Raw genomic sequence first — 14,887 nt, 5'->3', positions numbered from 1 at the left:
CTGGCGGCTCGGCTCAGCGGATCCGGAAGATCACGGCTCGCTGCACAATGAAATTGATCACCGTGGCGGTGCCCTGCGCAATCACGAACGCTACCGGTATCGCCCAGGTCCGGTAGTGCAAGAGCGCCAGGCATAAATGGTTGAGCCCGACTTGTACGGCGAAGGTGATCCCGTAGAGAACCATGACCGCGACGAAGCGGGCGGTGCTTGGTGACGCCTGAAATGTCCATCGACGGTTGATCAGGTAGGCGGTGATGGTACCGACGACGAAGCTGAGGGTTTTCGACAGGTCAACCTGCAGGCCGACCCCTTTGTACAGCGCCACGTAGAGACCGAAGTCGACAATCGCCGAAAAGCCGCCGGTGACGACGAAGCGCCACACCTGCGTCGTCAAGCTCAGGTGTCGGCGCGGCGGCGCAGCTTCCACGGGGTTGAAGTGTAGTGGTGCCGGTCGCCACCCCGGCGCGGCGCTACTTGGGCAACTTCAGCGCGATCAATTCGACCTGGTTTTCCCCTTGTGGTGTCGAATAGGTCACCGTGTCGCCCGCTTTATGCCCGACCAGGGCCTGCGCCAGCGGACTGCGAGCCGTCAACGTCTCGGCCTCGCGGCCGACCGGCGTCTCCTCGACGATGGAGATCACGTGCATCGTGACGACTTCCCCGTCGGCAAACCGCAGGGTCACCTCGGTACCGCCGGGCAACGCGTCCGATTTGTCGGAGGGCGGAGGCCCGGTGCGCAACAGCCGGTCTAATTCGTTGATCCGATCGGCGAGGACGACGAGTTCGTCGGCTCGCTGTATCGCCTCGGCTGCGTCTCCGTGGTCGCCTATCATGCCGCGGTCGTCTTTGACCTCGAGCACCAGGCGATCGCGCCGCTGCCGCAGCCGATCCAGTTCCGCGGCTAGCTGATTTCGCGCCGCATCCGCAACTGATTGGCCTTTATTGCTCACGTCCGCCGCCCTAGGTCTTGTTTATCGCCGATCACTGATACCCCGCGAAGCCGACTCGTGGTTAATCAGTGATACACCATCGGGAGGCAGCCGTCACCTGTATCCGACAAGCATTTCAGCTGGTGACTCAACGGGATACCAGCTTTGCCGGCAAATTTATCCTCGTTGCTCGCCGATCGGCCTAGCGCCGGTCACGGTGGGCCGCTGAATCACCACGATCACCAAGCGAGTCGTGATGTCACGAATTATCTTTCGAGTGTCCGATGATGGCTTACGGCGCGGGTCACACCCAGTACGGCACCCGGGCGCGGTATTGCCGCATCGCGAAGGCCGCCAGCACCCAGCCGACGACTGTCAAAGACACCGCTACGACCCAGTGCCGCAGCTCCTGGTGGGCGCCCAGCAGTGGCGCCCGCACGATATCGAGATAGTGCAGCAGCGGGTTGAGTTCGACGATGCTCGCCCAGCGCCCGGCGCCCTGCTGCCGCAGGGTGTCGTCGTTCCAGATGATTGGCGTCATGAAGAACAGCAATTGCACGATGGAAAACAGCAGGGGACCGATGTCGCGGTAGCGGGTCGCCAGGATGCCGAAACACAGTGACACCCATATGGCATTGAGCACGATCAGCGCCAGCGCCGGAAACACCGACAGATCGGCCCACGACCACGGCTTGGGGTAGATGATCGCGACGACGAGATAGATGACGATGTTGTGCGCGAACAAGATCATCTGCCGCCACACCAGCCGGTAGACGTGCACGCTCAACGGCGTCGGCAATTGCTTGATCAGTCCCTCGTTGGCGACGAACACGTCGGCGCCCTCCAGGATGGCGGCGTTGATCAGATTCCAAATGATCAGCCCGAGTGTCACATACGGCAGATGCACCGACAGTTCCAGATGGAACAGCTTGGAATACAGGCCACCCATCGCGACGGCGGTGGTACCGGTCGCGATGGTGATCCAGAATGGTCCCAGCACCGAGCGGCGGTAGCGCTGCTTGATGTCCTGCCAACCCAGGTGCAGCCACAGCTCGTGGCGACGGAAGCCGGCGGCCAGATCCCCCCGGGCCCGGGTGAACGTCCGCGACTGAACAGCCGCGTCGGTGAACGTCATGACGGTCCTTTCACGTCGGGCTTGCCGAAGATCTCGCGACGTCCCAAGCGGCGCAACCGGATCCACTCCAGCAGGCCTTTCGGGTCGCGGCGGGTCACCAGGAAGAACCAGCCGAACCGGACCCACTCCTGCGGCAGTAGCTTGCGCAGGCCCGGCTGTGACAACACGTAGCCGCGATTGCGGTAGGTGAAAAACCGCTTGGCCGCGTCGTCGGGATATTGAGTATGCATCCGGCCGCCCAGGATCGGCTTGAACTCGTCGGATCCACAGGGATGCAAGTAGACCGCGTCCAGGCAGGTGCCGAACGGCAGGCCGGACCGGACCAGTCGACGGTGCACTTCCACCTCGTCGCCGCGGATGAACAGCCGCATGTCCGGGACGCCGATCGACTCGTACGTTGACGCGCGGAACAGTGCGCCGTTGAACAGCGACGCGATCCCGCGCAGGAGATCCTGCCCTTCTTCGGTGCGCAATTCACTTGCGCGCCTGCGCCATACCAGGCCTCGCCGCAACGGAAACGCCAATCGCTCCGGGTCGTCCATGTTGCACACCATCGGGGATACCTCGGCCAGGCCGTACTTCTCGGCACATGCCATCAGCGTCGCCAGCGCTCGGGTGTCTTGCGGGCGGCCATCGTCGTCGGCCAGCCACACCCAGTCGGCGCCCTGCGCCAGCGCGTGCAAGATCCCGAGTGCGAAACCGCCTGCCCCGCCCAGGTTTCGGCGCGATCCCAAATACGTCGTCGGGATCGGCTGGCTGTCAACCAGTTCGCGGACCCGGCCACTTGGCGACCCGTCGTTGTCGACCACGATCAGGTGGTCGGGCAAGCGGGTCTGCGTGCTCAGCACATCCAGGGATTTGGCCAGCTCGTCGGGGCGCCGGTGGGTGACTACGACAGCGAAGACCGAGTCACTCATATTTCCTGCCACTCATCCCGCCGCCGTCTCCTCCAGCACCTCGCGCACGTGCCGGGCCGCGTCCTCACCCTCGTAGGCGCGCACCACGTCTTCGATGCTGCCGGAGAGCTTGATGACTCCGTGGTCGATCCATATCGCGGTCTTGCACAGCCGGGCCAGAAATTCGTTGGAATGGCTTGCGAAGACCAGGATTCCGGAACGCTCCACCAGGCTCTGCAGCCGGGACTGAGCCTTCTTCAGGAAGTCGGCGTCCACGGCGCCGATGCCCTCGTCGAGCAACAAAATCTCGGGGTCGATGCTGGTGACCACGCCCATCGCCAGTCGCACTCGCATCCCGGTGGAATACGTCCGCAGTGGCATCGATAGGTAGTCGCCCAACTCGGTGAACTCGGCGATCTCGTCCACCTTGGCCTGCATCTGCTTTCGGGTCTGTCCCAGAAAGAGGCCGCGGATGATGATGTTCTCGTAGCCGGAGATCTCGGGGTCCATGCCGATCCCGAGATCGAAGACCGGAGCGACCCTGCCGGTGACCGTCGCCGAGCCCCGGGTGGGCTCGTAGATTCCCGAAAGCAGGCGCAGCAGAGTCGATTTGCCGGCCCCGTTGTGACCGACCAGACCGACCCGGTCGCCCAGGTTCAGCGACAGGGTGATGTCCCGCAACGCCTCGATGACCACCACGTTGGAGTTGGTGCGCCCGATGGTGCCGCCGGCCTTGCCCAGGACGGCTTTCTTCAGGGACCGTGACTTGGCGTCGAAGATGGGGAACTCGACCCACGCGTCGCGTGTCTCGATGTGCGGAGCAGGCACCGTACTCTGCTTACAGGTACTGCCCGTGCCCGGATCCAGGCTGTCCTGGCCTGCTTACTCCCGGCGGCAGCGCGCCTTGGCGCATCTGCTCCAGTTGCGCGCGCGCGGAAATCTGCTGGGCGAACAGCGCGGTCTGGATGCCGTGGAACAAGCCTTCCAGCCAGCCCACCAGCTGAGCCTGGGCGATGCGCAGCTCGGCATCCGACGGGGCGGAGTCCTCGTTGAACGGCAGGGTGAGCCGGTCGAGTTCGTCACGGAGTTCGGGAGCCAGGCCTTCTTCGAGTTCGCGGATGCTGGTGGCGTGAATTTCGCGCAGCCGGTTGCGGCTGGCTTCGTCGAGCGGCGCTGCGCGCACTTCTTCGAGCAGTTGCTTGATCATGGTCCCGATTCGCATCACCTTGGCGGGCTGCTCGACCAGGTCGGTCAGGGAACGCTCCTCGGAGTCGCCGCCGTCTTCTGCGTCGTGGAGTGCCATGATCCGCGGATCGACGCCGCCGATGACTTCGATGCCGTCATCGTCTGAGACGTCTCTGCCGGTAGTCAATCCAGTCACCATCCTTTGCGAACCTTCTAGGAGTGTGTTGCTGCGGCATTTCCGCGCCATTCCCAGATCTGGGCGCCACCGTTGTCGTAGATCTCCGCCCACGACTTCGATTTCTCCAGTGACCTTAGCCCTTCGGGCACGGTGAACCCGCGAACCGTCGGCTCGCTGGTGAGGATGTAACGGATGTTGAACACCCGCACCGCTTCGACCACCCACGGATTGCCGGTGTTGGCGCGAGACCAGAAGATGTATCGGAAATAGCCGGGACCCGTTTGCTGCGGGAAGTCGTAGTGGGTCCACAGCGGATGCAGGTCGGCCACCGCGTACATCCATGCGGTGCCGTCGATGTTGGAGTTGCCGATGATGGTGTTCTTCGCGCCGGGCAGGGTCGCCAGGTACGCCATGGCGTCGAGGTCCTTTTGGTCGATGATCACCGAGTCGTACTTGTCGCCGAATAACACCAGGTGCCGATACAAGTAATGCCGGCCGGTGAGCACGGTCGCCGCCACCAGCACTACCGCGGTGGCCCAGACCCACACCGCTGCCGGCATATCCCGGCCTGAAGGCCTGAACCGATCGGCGAATCGCTTGACGCCGGCCATCAACCCCATGACCACCGCGAACAGCGCGACGCCGGCCATGGGCGTCAACAGCATCGTCACCGCCGCTGTGAGCCGGCGGGGGTCGTTGTAGAAGAATTGGCTGAACTCTTCGATGGCGGCGCCGAGCGGGTTGCGAAACGGCGCCCCCGCGTAGATGGTCGCCACCGTCAGCACCACCCAGAGGGCCGGCGGCCACCAGACTTTTTTGTACAGGAAGATCGCCATGCCGATGCCGCACAGCACCACGAGGCCGTATTGGATCGGGAAGTCGTTGAGGTGGCGGGTGTGCAGCAACAGCGCGTCGATGACGCCCTGCTTCACGCTCTTGAAGCTGGGGAATGCGTGCCCGGCGATGATGTCGGCCTGCTTCAGCACCCCGAGGAACTGGGGTGCCAGGATCAGCCCGGTCGGCGCCGCCACGGCGGCCAGGGTCAGCGTGTCGGCGAGCCGGCCGCGCACCGGATGCAACAGCGCGTCCCCCAGCCACCAAGCCAACAGGAACAGGATGACGACGAACCCGCCGGTGAGATGGGCCGAGAAAATGCCCACTAATGCAAGCACCGCGACCGGGATGCGATCGCGGTGCCGCAGGGTCGAGGCGATCAACGCAAAAGTCGGCACCGCGACCCCGTAGGCCGCCAGGTTGGGCATCGCGGCGACGCCGAATTCGACGTAGGGCACCGAGGTGAACGACGCCGACAGCGCCGCCGCGGTGGCCGTCGCGCCCGCGGCACGCCATTGGGTTGTCACCGGGCGCACGAGGAACCAGGTGAGGACGGCCGCGCTGGAGGGAAACAGCCAGACCGACGCCGCCACCGAGGTCAGGGTGTAGCCGGTAGTGGGTGCCGCCCCGGCGAGTTGGCAGAACACCGCTGTCAGGGCGTGGAACACCGACGGGTAATACAGCACGGCGTGTGTTTCGACGTTGCGGAGCTCGCCCATGTGGGTCGACGATGCCTGGCCGGTATCGAGGATGAACCGCACCGTGTTGGCGTGCCAGACCGCATCCCAGGTGCTGGGGATGGATTGCCAGTGCACGATGCCGCGCCACGCCGCCCAGCTGACTAATAGGGCGCCCAGCAACACCCCGGCCGCCACCGTAATCGCCGGCCAGCCGCAGATCCCCTGGGCTTCAGCGCCGGTGTCGCGATAGCGGGCACACAGCAACTGCAGACCCGCCATCAGCAGGCAGACCACGGCGAGTGCGGCCAGCGCCGTCCAACCGTTCCACGGTATTCCGAGGGCGCCGAACGGGATGATTGCCAGTGCCACCATGCCGTACGTCAGCGCCGCTGCGACTGCGACGGCGATCGGCCAAGTTAGCTGGGCGATGCGTCCGACGATTGCCCCCGGAGCGATCAGCAAGAACAGTGCAATCAGCGTTCCGAAGCCCAACCCCACTCGACTAGTATGGCTGGCCGGGTGACCTGGCTCGCGAAGCCGGACCTGGCGGGAACGGCGCGGAGGCGGCTTGATCGTTCTCAGGCACTCGCTGCCGTCGCGCGAAATTCTCGCGGATTGGCGGAAGGCCTAAGGTGGCTGGCATGGCTTATGACGTCGCCCGGGTGCGGGGTCTGCATCCGTCGCTGGGTGACGGATGGGTGCATCTCGACGCGCCGGCCGGCATGCTGATACCCGATTCCGTCGCGACTACCGTGTCGACGGCCTTCCGTAGGTCTAGCGCCAGCGCGGCGGGCGCACACCCGTCGGCGCACCGCAGCGCGGCCGTACTGGAAGCGGTGCGGGCCGCGGTGGCTGATCTGTTCAACGCCGACCCGGCGGGCGTCGTGCTGGGCGCCGATCGCGCGGTCCTGCTGTCGTCGCTGGCCGAGGCGTCGTCCTCCCGCGCCGGTTTGGGATACGAGGTGATCGTCAGCCGTCTCGACGACGAGGCGAACATCGCCCCGTGGCTGCGGGCGGCGCACCGCTACGGCGCCAAGGTGAAGTGGGCCGAGATCGATATCGAAACCGGTGACTTGCCGACGTGGCAATGGGAAAGCCTGATCGGCAAGTCGACCCGGCTGGTAGCCGTCACCTCCGCATCCGGAACGCTGGGCACGGTCACCGATCTGCGGCCCATGACCAAGCTGGTCCACGACGTCGGCGGTCTGGTGATCGTCGACCATTCCGCTGCCGCGCCCTACCGGCTGCTCGACATCAAGGACACCGACGTCGACGTGGTGGCGGTGAACGCTCACGCGTGGGGCGGTCCGCCGATCGGGGCGATCGTGTTCCGCGATCCGGCGCTGATCAATACCTTCAGCTCCGTCTCGACCGACCCCCACGCCAACGGCCCTGCGCGCCTAGAGGTTGGCCTGCACCAGTTCGGAATGCTGGCTGGCGTGGTCGCCAGCATCGAATACCTTGCGGCACTTGATGAATCGGCTCGCGGTAGCAGGAGGGAACGGCTGTCGCTGTCAATGCAATCCGCCGCCTCGTATCTGAGCCGGGTCTTCGACTATCTGATCGTGTCGTTGCGGTCCTTGCCGTTGATGATGATGACTGGGCGACCGGAGACGCGGATACCGGTGATCAGTTTCGCACTCGACCAGGTGCCCGCCGAACGCGTGGTACAGCGGTTGTCGGACAACGGAATTCTGGCGATTTCCGACGGGAGTTCGCGCGCGCTGGACGTGCTGGGCGCCAACGACGTGGGCGGCGCCGTTACCGTCGGGCTGGCGCACTACTCGACGATGGCCGAAGTCGACCAGCTGGTGCGTGCGCTGGCGTCGTTGGGCTGAGCGTGCGCCACTTTACGTTGTGAGCAGCACCTTGCCGGACACCTTGCCCGACACCAACAGTTGATGCGCGTCGGCTGCCTGTTGGACGGGCATGCGGGCAGCGATGATCGGCCGGACCTGCCCGTCGGCGATCATCGGCCACACCGAGGCCGTCACCGCTTCGACGATGGCGCCCTTGCTGTTCGGGCCGCTGACCGGCCGCGCGCGCAGCGTGGTGCCGATGACCCGCGCCCGCTTGCTGAGCAGCTTGCCGAGGTTAAGTTCGCCCTTCACCCCGCCCTGCATGCCGATGACGATCAGCTGTCCGTCAGCGGCCAGGGCGTCGATGTTGCGGTCCAGGTAGGCCGCGCCAATGATGTCGAGGATCACGTTTGCGCCGTCGGTCTCTTCGCGCAACCGCGCGACGAAGTCCTCGTCGCGATAATTGATGGTGATCTGGGCGCCCAGCTCACGACAGACGTCGAGTTTCTCGGCCGATCCGGCGGTGACCGCCACCTTGGCGCCCAGCGCTCGTGCCACCTGGATCGCGTGGCTTCCGATGCCGCTGGCCCCGCCGTGCAGCAATACCAGCTGGCCTTCGCCCAAGTGAGCGGTCATCACCAGGTTCGACCACACGGTGCACGCCACTTCGGGTAAGCCGGCCGCGTCCACCAGGTCGACACCCTGCGGAATCGGCAGCACCTGACCGGCGGGCACGGCGACGTGTTCGGCGTATCCGCCCCCGGCCAGCAACGCGCAAACCTCTTGTCCCACAGACCATCCGGAGACATCCGAACCGACTTGTGCGATGACGCCGGAGACCTCCATGCCGATGATCTCGCTGGCGCCCGACGGTGGCGGGTATTTACCGGCGGCCTGCAGCACGTCGGCGCGGTTGACGCCGGCCGCGGCGACTTTGATCAGTACCTCGCCCGGCCCCGCGGACACGTCGGGCACTTCTTGCCATACCAGTTGATCGGACGATTCGGCGACGATGGCATGCATGCCGGCCACGCTACTACCGCTTACTCTTATCAGCGGTGGCGTGGCAGAGCGGCCTAATGCACTCGCCTTGAAAGCGAGAGACGGCTAAAACCGTCCGGGGGTTCAAATCCCTCCGCCACCGCTCCTGCGATGTCCCGAGACAGTCCCGAGACATAGCACCGGCTGAACACACGGCGCCGAGACCCTCGGGCGGCCCATCCGGATCGCCGGCCGATCTCCGCCCCTGTCGGCGCCCGGAGGCTAACCGGCGGGGATCTCGGCTGCGATGCTGTCCATCAGGGCGACGTAGCGGCGGGCCTCGGGATCCCGGCCGGGCTTGCCACTGCTGATCACGCCGGCGGCCAGGCCGCGGGCCGGATCGGCCCAGATCGCGATGTTGGCCAGGCCCAGGTTGCCGAATGCGTTGGGCGCGTTGCGCCCGAATGGTCCGAACCGGTTGGTGCCCAGCATGTAGCCGGTGCCCCAGCGGGCCGGCATCAGGCCCACCGCGAAATCCGGCCGCAACCGACGGCATTCCTGCACCGCGCCAAACATCCTTTCCGGGCTCATCACCCGCACGCCGTCGAGCTCGCCGCCGCGCCGCCAGATTTCAGCGAAGCGCGACAGCTCGTTTGCGGTCGACACGGTGTTCGACGAGGGCACCACGGTGGTCAGGAACGCCGGGGTGTTGGTGTAAGGGATGATCTCGTGCACGGTTCCGCCGATCGCCTTGCGGAAGATCGCGGCGATCGCCGGCGGCAACGGGCGGCCGGTGGCGTGACTGGGCGCGACCAGTGGAACGTCCTGCTTGGCAACGCCGAAGTTGGTCCACCGGAAGCCCAGCGGGTCGAGGATCTCGGCGGCCAGGATGTCGCGAATGTCTTTGCCGGTCGCCGCGTAGACGATCTCGCGCATGAGCGGACCCCAGGTCAGCGCGTGATAGATGTGCACCAATCCCGGCCGATACAGCGGCCTGAGCTTGCCGAGCTGCTCCTGGGCGTATTCGTGGTCGTCCGCGCGGCGCAGGTCCGGCTTGGGCCCGGTGGGGAAGGGCACGCCGGCGCTGTGGGTCAGAACGTGCCGGATCGTAGTGCGGTCCTTGCCGTGGCTCGTGTAGCTGCGGATGTACTCACAGACCCGGTCGTCAAGCGAAAAATGACCCTGCTCTACAAGCATGTGCACGACGGTCGCGGTGATGCCCTTGGCCGCCGAGTACACGCAGAACGGCGTGTCCGTCGTGACGGGGATCATTTCCGCGTCGGGCGGATCGGTCGGCGCGTTACCCCAGCCGTGGCCGATCGCGCGGTTGAGCGCGACCCGCCCATGCCGGCGGATGCAGAGCTGAATCGCGGGGTGCATCCCGGCCTGGTACCAGTGCCGCGCGGCCTGCCAGATGCGCTCGACCGCGGGCTCGTCGATTTCGGAGTGGTCTTCTGCGCTGATCGCCGTCACGGCGTCCAGGTCGGCCGGGACGCGGACCTTGCCGTGTGGTGTCACCTCCGAGAGGGTACGTGCAGTGCAGCAGCAGTGCATTTAGCGTGGTCGTATGGCCACGCGTTCCCGCTTTGTCGACGTGATCCTCGTCATCTACGGCATCTATTCGGTCGCCGTCGGGGTCTTCATGATGCTGTTGCCGGTGGCCTTCTTCGATACCCTCGGCGCGTTCGGCGCCCGCAACACTCACTACATCTTCGATAACGCGTCGTTCGAGTTGCCGCTCGGGCTGCTGTTGCTGGCCGCGATGCGGTGGTCGACGTGGCGGGTGCCGGCGCTGGCCTTTGCCGCGGCGCACTGGGCGCTGCACGCGCTGAGCCACCTCATCGACACCGACCACCACGCCGGCGCCTGGGTCGGTTACCTCGAATTCGCCGGCTTGGCGCTATCGACGGTGCTGCTCGCGATTGCGTTGCGCTACAGCATTGTTGAGCAAAAGGCTATTCCCCGGTGAACTGCGGCGGACGCTTGGCGAAGGTGGCCGAGATGCCCTCAGTCAGGTCCTTGGACGGCAGGAATGCCGCGTTCCACGCAGCGACGTAGCGCAGGCTTTCCGAGACCGCGGCGATGCGTTGCTGGTCGAGGACGTCCTTGATGCCGTTGACCGTCAGCGGCGGGTTGGCGGCGATCTCGGCGGCGGTAGCTTGGGCGGCGGCCAACGTGGCCTCGGCGTCGTCGTACACGTCGTTGACCAGGCCGATCTTCTCGGCGCGGGCCGCGTCGATGTCCTTGCCGGTCAACGCCAGTTCGCGCAGGTGTCCGTCGTTCAAGATCAGCGGCAGGCGGGCGAGGCTGCCGACGTCGGCGACGATGGCCAGCTTGACCTCGCGCACGGAGAACTTGGCGTCGGCGCTGGCGTAGCGGATGTCCACCGCGGAGATCAGGTCGACGCCGCCGCCGATGCACCAGCCGTGCACCGATGCGATGGTGGGCGTGCGGCAGTCGGCGACGGCGCTGATGGCGTTCTGCATGCGCCGTACCTCGGCGTGGAAGTCCGCGCGCGGCCGGGCCAGCGCGCCGTCGGCCAGCAGCGGGGTGAACGAGCCTCCCATCGCGGGCACGTCGAGGCCGTAGCTGAAGTTCTTGCCCGACCCGGTCAGCACGATGGCCCGCACCTCACGGTCGGCGTCCAGCGCCGCGAACAACTCCGGCATCTCCGCCCAAAACGCAGGCCCCATCGCGTTGCCCTTGCCCGGTCCGATCAGCGTCACCTGCGCAACCTGGTCTTTGATTTCGACGGTGACGGATTCGTATGTTTCGCCCATGCCCAGACCGTAGCGTGGTGTGTATGCCCCCCGATTTGCGACCCGGGCCAGATTCCCCGCCGCCCGACGAGCTGGCCAGCGCCGAGGACACGCTGGGTGTGCTGCAGCAGGTGCTGCACACCGTCGCCGGCGACGACATGTCGCGGCAGACGCCGTGCACGCAGTTCAACGTGGCGCAGTTGACCGAACACTTGCTGAACTCGATCACCGCCATCGGCGGCATGGCGGGTGCGGAGATGCCAGCGACCGACGAGATCGACTCCGCCGAGCGGCGCGTCGTCAGCGCAGCCCGGCCGGCCCTGGACGCCTGGCATCGCCGCGGGCTGGAAGGCAGCGTGCCGTTCGGCAAAGGCGAGATGCTGGCCAAGGGGGCGTGTGGGATCTTGTCGGTCGAATTCCTGGTCCACGCCTGGGATTACGCCCGGGCCGTCGGACACGACGTCAACGCCCCCGAGCCGCTGGCCGAATACGTCCTGGGCCTGGCCCGAGCGACCATCCAACCGGAGCTACGCAGCCGGGCGGGGTTCGATGACCCGGTCGCCGTAGCCGAGGATGCCGGCGCCCTGGACAGGCTGGTCGCATTCACGGGCCGCAATCCGCGCCCGGCGTGACGCTCGAGCTTCTACACGCGCTCGAGGTAGAAGTAGTAGTACTTGCCGTTGTCTAGGATGCCTTTGCCGTTCATGATGCCTATCACGGCGTCGTCGTCGATCTTCTTGAAATGGTCGTGCACGGGTTGGCCGTCGTAGACCATCGTCGCGGTGATCTCGCCGCGGAAGTCCTCTAGCCACAGGCTGGCCTCGCCCTTGCCCGCCGCGACGTTGGAGAACTTGTTCCCGTCGGCGTCCAGACAGACCAGCGGCTGCACGTCTTCGGCCGACTTGAAGCTCTTGCCGAACCAGCCGAGCTTCTCGAGCTTGCCGTTCATCTTGTGTCCGGTGGCGAACTCGCCGCCCTTCCACTCGCCGATCATGCCGTCGATGGTGGCGGGCTCGAGGCTCGCCCAGAAATCGTCGAGCTCGGCATCGGGGACCTGGTCGGCACTTTCCTTGAATGCGACGAATTTCTTGCGGGCCAGGGTCATTGCGTACTCCCATGATTCGCGTTCCAGCTGCGCGCAAATCGCAGCAAGGCGTCGTTTTCTTCCGGTGCTCCGACGGTAACCCGCACGCCGTCGGTGCCGTACGGGCGGACCACGATCCCTGCATCCGCGGCCTGCTCCACGAAGTCCAACGTGCGCGGTCCCAGCGGTAGCCAGACGAAGTTGGACTGTGACGGCGGCAGGGTGAAGCCGGCGTCGCGCAACTCGGCGCTTACCCGGACACGTTCGCCGACTAGGGCGTCGGTGCGGGCCAGCAGCTCATCGGCAGCGTCCAGTGAGGCGATCGCGGCGGCTTGGGCAACGCTGGACACGGTGAACGGCACGTAGACCTTGTCCAGCGCGGTGATCACGTCGGGGTTGCCGACCGCGTAGCCGATCCGCAACCCCGCCAGCCCGTATGCCTTCGAAAAGGTCCGCAGCACAACAACATTGCTGTGGGCGCGGACCAGACCCAGGCTGTCCGGCAGCATGCCGTCGCGGATGTACTCGACATAGGCCTCGTCGATGGCGATCAGGATGTGCGGCGGAACCGCCTCGACGAAGCGGACCAGCGCGTCCGGGTCCACGACGGTGGAGGTCGGGTTGTTGGGGTTGCAGACGAAAATCAGCCGGGTGTGTTCGGTGACCGCGGCGAGCATCGCATAGAGGTCGAAGGTGTGGTCGGTCAATGGCACCCGGATGGCGGCCGCACCGGCGACCTGAACCTGGGGCGGGTAGAGCTCAAAGCTGCGCCACCCGAAGATCACCTCGTCACCCGGCGCGGCGGTGATCTGAACCAGCTGCTGGCACAGGCTGACCGAACCGCAACCGACGGCGACCTGCTCGGGGGCGAAATCCAGCCGCTTGGCCAGCGCGGCCTTGAGTTCGATGCACCCGTTGTCGGGGTAGCGGTTGGCCACATCGGTGGCCCGCTCGATGGCCGCGCGGACGCCGGGCAGCGGGCCGAACACCGTCTCGTTGCTGGCCAGTTTGATGGCGCCCGGCACCGTTTTGCCTGGCACATAAACTGGCAACCCGTCCAGCTCGGGTCGCAGGCGGGCATTCACTTCGACAGCATATGTCGCGGCTGTGTACGCTATGGCCCCGGCGGTTGCGGGATCCCGGGAGCGGTTCGGGTACCCTCGGAAAGTTCATGGAGGCGTGCCAGAGCGGCCGAATGGGGCTCACTGCTAATGAGTTGTTCCCCTCAAAGGGAACCGGAGGTTCAAATCCTCTCGCCTCCGCGGAGTTGAGAGAACATAACTGAAGACAAGCGCCCGTAGCTCAACGGATAGAGCATCTGACTACGGATCAGAAGGTTGGGAGTTCGAATCTCTTCGGGCGCGCTCAGGTCAGAGGCCCTTTCCGGCATTGTAGAAGGGCCTCTGTTGGTTTTTTGACGACAGTTTTGACGACGTTAGCGATCGGCGTTCGCCATCACTGTGCCGGGTTCAGCAGCGAATCCATGCCCGCGACGGCCGAACGCTGAACCTGTTCGATCACGTCCACATACGTCCCTGTCGTCACAGAAATCGAGCTATGACGCAGAATGCGCTGCACTGTTGCTGCCTCGACACCCATCGCGAACAACCACGTCGCACACGAATGCCGAAGGTCGTGTAACCGGATGCTTCGCACACCGGCTCGTCGGCACAACGTCTCGAACGCTCGGTTGACGTTCCTCGGCTCAAGAGGTGTCCCGTTCTTCGTCGTGAACACCAGACCGAGCGTGTTGGCCCGTGCGAACTGTGTGTCGCCGAACTGATTAAGCCGATGCCGCCGCAAGATGGCAACGAGCTCCGCCGGCAATGGCACGGAGGCGGCAGACAATTCGGTTTTCACCTCTCGCAAGGCTAGTGCGGCGCGCCTAATAGTCCGTGGGCGGTTGCGGTCCTGACTCTGCGGTGGATCAGATCGCTGGGAAGGGTGGCAGTTCGGCTATCGAGATCTCGTGCGCTTCGGCGGGATGTATTCCGAGAGCGCGCAGGAGAAGTTCGGCTGTCGACGATCCGGCTTCGCGCCAGGTCTGATGGCCGTCCAGCACCATCCACATGGCACTGACGGTAGCGCCGATCACGAGTGAGGCGATGCTGGGAGTCATCGACTCGTTGACGTGGTAGCGGCCGGCGGCGGCGCCCTCGCTCACGTCGCGCATCGGGGGCCCGGTGAACAAGGCCCGCAGTGACTGCTCGGTCAACGCGAACCGCACGGCGAACCGGCCCATCGCCGGGTTCTCGTGGGCGTAGCGCACCCATAACCGAACTCCGTTGGCCAGTCGCACAGCCGCGTCGTCGATGCCGACGAAGGTCCTCGAGACTCGCTCGTGCATCTCTGCGTTGAAGGCGGCGACGACCTTATCGAATATTTGCTCGATGGAGTCGATGTTGCGGTACAGCGTGCCGCGGGCGA

General features: G+C 65.5%; 17 protein-coding genes and 3 tRNA genes. 6 read left to right on the top strand and 14 right to left on the bottom strand.

Annotated features, from left to right (window positions below; translation table 11 throughout):
• Nucleotides 1-13: 13 nt before the first annotated feature.
• The 7 genes from ACLP9N_RS24035 to ACLP9N_RS24005 all read right to left on the bottom strand — a co-directional run bounded on the left by ACLP9N_RS24035 (nucleotide 14) and on the right by ACLP9N_RS24005 (nucleotide 6,335).
• Nucleotides 14-382 (bottom strand): GtrA family protein, encoded by a 369-nt coding sequence (locus ACLP9N_RS24035; protein ID WP_442409754.1) that lies wholly within the window; start codon nucleotides 380-382, stop codon nucleotides 14-16.
• Between the two features lie 88 nt (nucleotides 383-470).
• Complete coding sequence (locus ACLP9N_RS24030; protein ID WP_442409734.1) at nucleotides 471-950, bottom strand: GreA/GreB family elongation factor; 480 nt, start codon at nucleotides 948-950, stop codon at nucleotides 471-473.
• 283 nt (nucleotides 951-1,233) lie between these two features.
• Nucleotides 1,234-2,064, bottom strand: coding sequence for a galactan export ABC transporter permease subunit Wzm/RfbD (wzm, locus tag ACLP9N_RS24025; protein WP_442409733.1), 831 nt, complete (start codon nucleotides 2,062-2,064; stop codon nucleotides 1,234-1,236).
• A complete protein-coding gene (gene glfT1, locus ACLP9N_RS24020) occupies nucleotides 2,061-2,981 on the bottom strand; it encodes a galactofuranosyltransferase GlfT1 (protein WP_442409732.1) in 921 nt (306 codons plus the stop codon). Before glfT1 ends, wzm begins: the two co-directional genes overlap by 4 nt.
• 12 nt (nucleotides 2,982-2,993) lie before the next feature.
• Complete coding sequence (wzt, locus tag ACLP9N_RS24015) at nucleotides 2,994-3,788, bottom strand: galactan export ABC transporter ATP-binding subunit Wzt/RfbE (RefSeq protein WP_442409731.1); 795 nt, start codon at nucleotides 3,786-3,788, stop codon at nucleotides 2,994-2,996.
• Between the two features lie 10 nt (nucleotides 3,789-3,798).
• Nucleotides 3,799-4,344 carry a bacterial proteasome activator family protein gene (locus ACLP9N_RS24010; protein WP_442409730.1) on the bottom strand — a complete coding sequence of 182 codons (546 nt, stop codon included), beginning with the start codon at nucleotides 4,342-4,344 and terminating at the stop codon, nucleotides 3,799-3,801.
• Between the two features lie 14 nt (nucleotides 4,345-4,358).
• The gene (locus ACLP9N_RS24005) at nucleotides 4,359-6,335 is read right to left on the bottom strand and encodes a DUF6541 family protein (protein ID WP_442409729.1); all 1,977 of its coding nucleotides are present in this window, start codon (nucleotides 6,333-6,335) and stop codon (nucleotides 4,359-4,361) included.
• A 143-nt stretch (nucleotides 6,336-6,478) separates the two neighbouring features.
• Between ACLP9N_RS24005 and ACLP9N_RS24000 the strand changes: the two genes are divergently transcribed.
• Nucleotides 6,479-7,675 (top strand): cysteine desulfurase-like protein, encoded by a 1,197-nt coding sequence (locus tag ACLP9N_RS24000; protein ID WP_442409728.1) that lies wholly within the window; start codon nucleotides 6,479-6,481, stop codon nucleotides 7,673-7,675.
• A gap of 12 nt (nucleotides 7,676-7,687) precedes the next feature.
• Here the strand turns inward: ACLP9N_RS24000 and ACLP9N_RS23995 are convergent, their stop codons facing one another.
• A complete protein-coding gene (locus ACLP9N_RS23995) occupies nucleotides 7,688-8,659 on the bottom strand; it encodes an NAD(P)H-quinone oxidoreductase (protein ID WP_442409727.1) in 972 nt (323 codons plus the stop codon).
• 34 nt (nucleotides 8,660-8,693) lie between these two features.
• Between ACLP9N_RS23995 and ACLP9N_RS23990 the strand changes: the two genes are divergently transcribed.
• A tRNA-Ser gene (locus ACLP9N_RS23990) sits at nucleotides 8,694-8,780 on the top strand.
• Between the two features lie 119 nt (nucleotides 8,781-8,899).
• On the opposite strand, the gene lipE is transcribed toward ACLP9N_RS23990, so the two are convergent.
• Nucleotides 8,900-10,171 (bottom strand): lipase LipE, encoded by a 1,272-nt coding sequence (gene lipE / locus ACLP9N_RS23985; RefSeq protein WP_442409726.1) that lies wholly within the window; start codon nucleotides 10,169-10,171, stop codon nucleotides 8,900-8,902.
• A 13-nt stretch (nucleotides 10,172-10,184) separates the two neighbouring features.
• Here lipE and ACLP9N_RS23980 point away from each other — a divergent pair, with 13 nt between their 5' ends.
• Nucleotides 10,185-10,586: a hypothetical protein gene (locus tag ACLP9N_RS23980; protein ID WP_442409725.1), complete on the top strand. Its 402-nt coding sequence runs from the start codon at nucleotides 10,185-10,187 to the stop codon at nucleotides 10,584-10,586.
• Here ACLP9N_RS23980 and ACLP9N_RS23975 read toward each other — a convergent pair.
• Complete coding sequence (locus tag ACLP9N_RS23975) at nucleotides 10,573-11,397, bottom strand: crotonase/enoyl-CoA hydratase family protein (protein WP_442409724.1); 825 nt, start codon at nucleotides 11,395-11,397, stop codon at nucleotides 10,573-10,575. The two genes, ACLP9N_RS23980 and ACLP9N_RS23975, sit on opposite strands and share 14 nt — an antisense overlap.
• Before the next feature lie 23 nt (nucleotides 11,398-11,420).
• On the opposite strand from ACLP9N_RS23975, the gene ACLP9N_RS23970 reads away from it, so the two are divergent.
• On the top strand, nucleotides 11,421-12,008 hold the full coding sequence (locus ACLP9N_RS23970; RefSeq protein WP_442409723.1) for a TIGR03086 family metal-binding protein: 588 nt from the start codon (nucleotides 11,421-11,423) through the stop codon (nucleotides 12,006-12,008).
• Between the two features lie 11 nt (nucleotides 12,009-12,019).
• On the opposite strand, the gene ACLP9N_RS23965 is transcribed toward ACLP9N_RS23970, so the two are convergent.
• Both ACLP9N_RS23965 and hisC read right to left on the bottom strand, forming a co-directional pair.
• Complete coding sequence (locus ACLP9N_RS23965) at nucleotides 12,020-12,481, bottom strand: DUF4334 domain-containing protein (RefSeq protein ID WP_442409722.1); 462 nt, start codon at nucleotides 12,479-12,481, stop codon at nucleotides 12,020-12,022.
• Nucleotides 12,478-13,545 carry a histidinol-phosphate transaminase gene (hisC, locus tag ACLP9N_RS23960; protein WP_442409721.1) on the bottom strand — a complete coding sequence of 356 codons (1,068 nt, stop codon included), beginning with the start codon at nucleotides 13,543-13,545 and terminating at the stop codon, nucleotides 12,478-12,480. The genes ACLP9N_RS23965 and hisC overlap by 4 nt, the downstream gene beginning before the upstream one ends.
• Before the next feature lie 88 nt (nucleotides 13,546-13,633).
• Here hisC and ACLP9N_RS23955 point away from each other — a divergent pair.
• Nucleotides 13,634-13,722, top strand: a tRNA-Ser gene (locus ACLP9N_RS23955).
• Nucleotides 13,723-13,751: 29 nt separating this feature from the next.
• Nucleotides 13,752-13,824, top strand: a tRNA-Arg gene (locus tag ACLP9N_RS23950).
• 91 nt (nucleotides 13,825-13,915) lie between these two features.
• On the opposite strand, the gene ACLP9N_RS23945 is transcribed toward ACLP9N_RS23950, so the two are convergent.
• Entirely contained in the window at nucleotides 13,916-14,320 is a 405-nt protein-coding gene (locus tag ACLP9N_RS23945; RefSeq protein ID WP_442409720.1) for a tyrosine-type recombinase/integrase, read from the bottom strand.
• A 67-nt stretch (nucleotides 14,321-14,387) separates the two neighbouring features.
• Nucleotides 14,388-14,887: hypothetical protein (locus ACLP9N_RS23940; protein WP_442409719.1), on the bottom strand; the 500-nt coding region annotated here is incomplete at its 5' end.

Source organism: Mycobacterium sp. (genome assembly GCF_052144515.1).
Classification (GTDB): Bacteria; Actinomycetota; Actinomycetes; order Mycobacteriales; family Mycobacteriaceae; genus Mycobacterium.
This window is presented reverse-complemented; position numbering and strand designations above follow the sequence as displayed.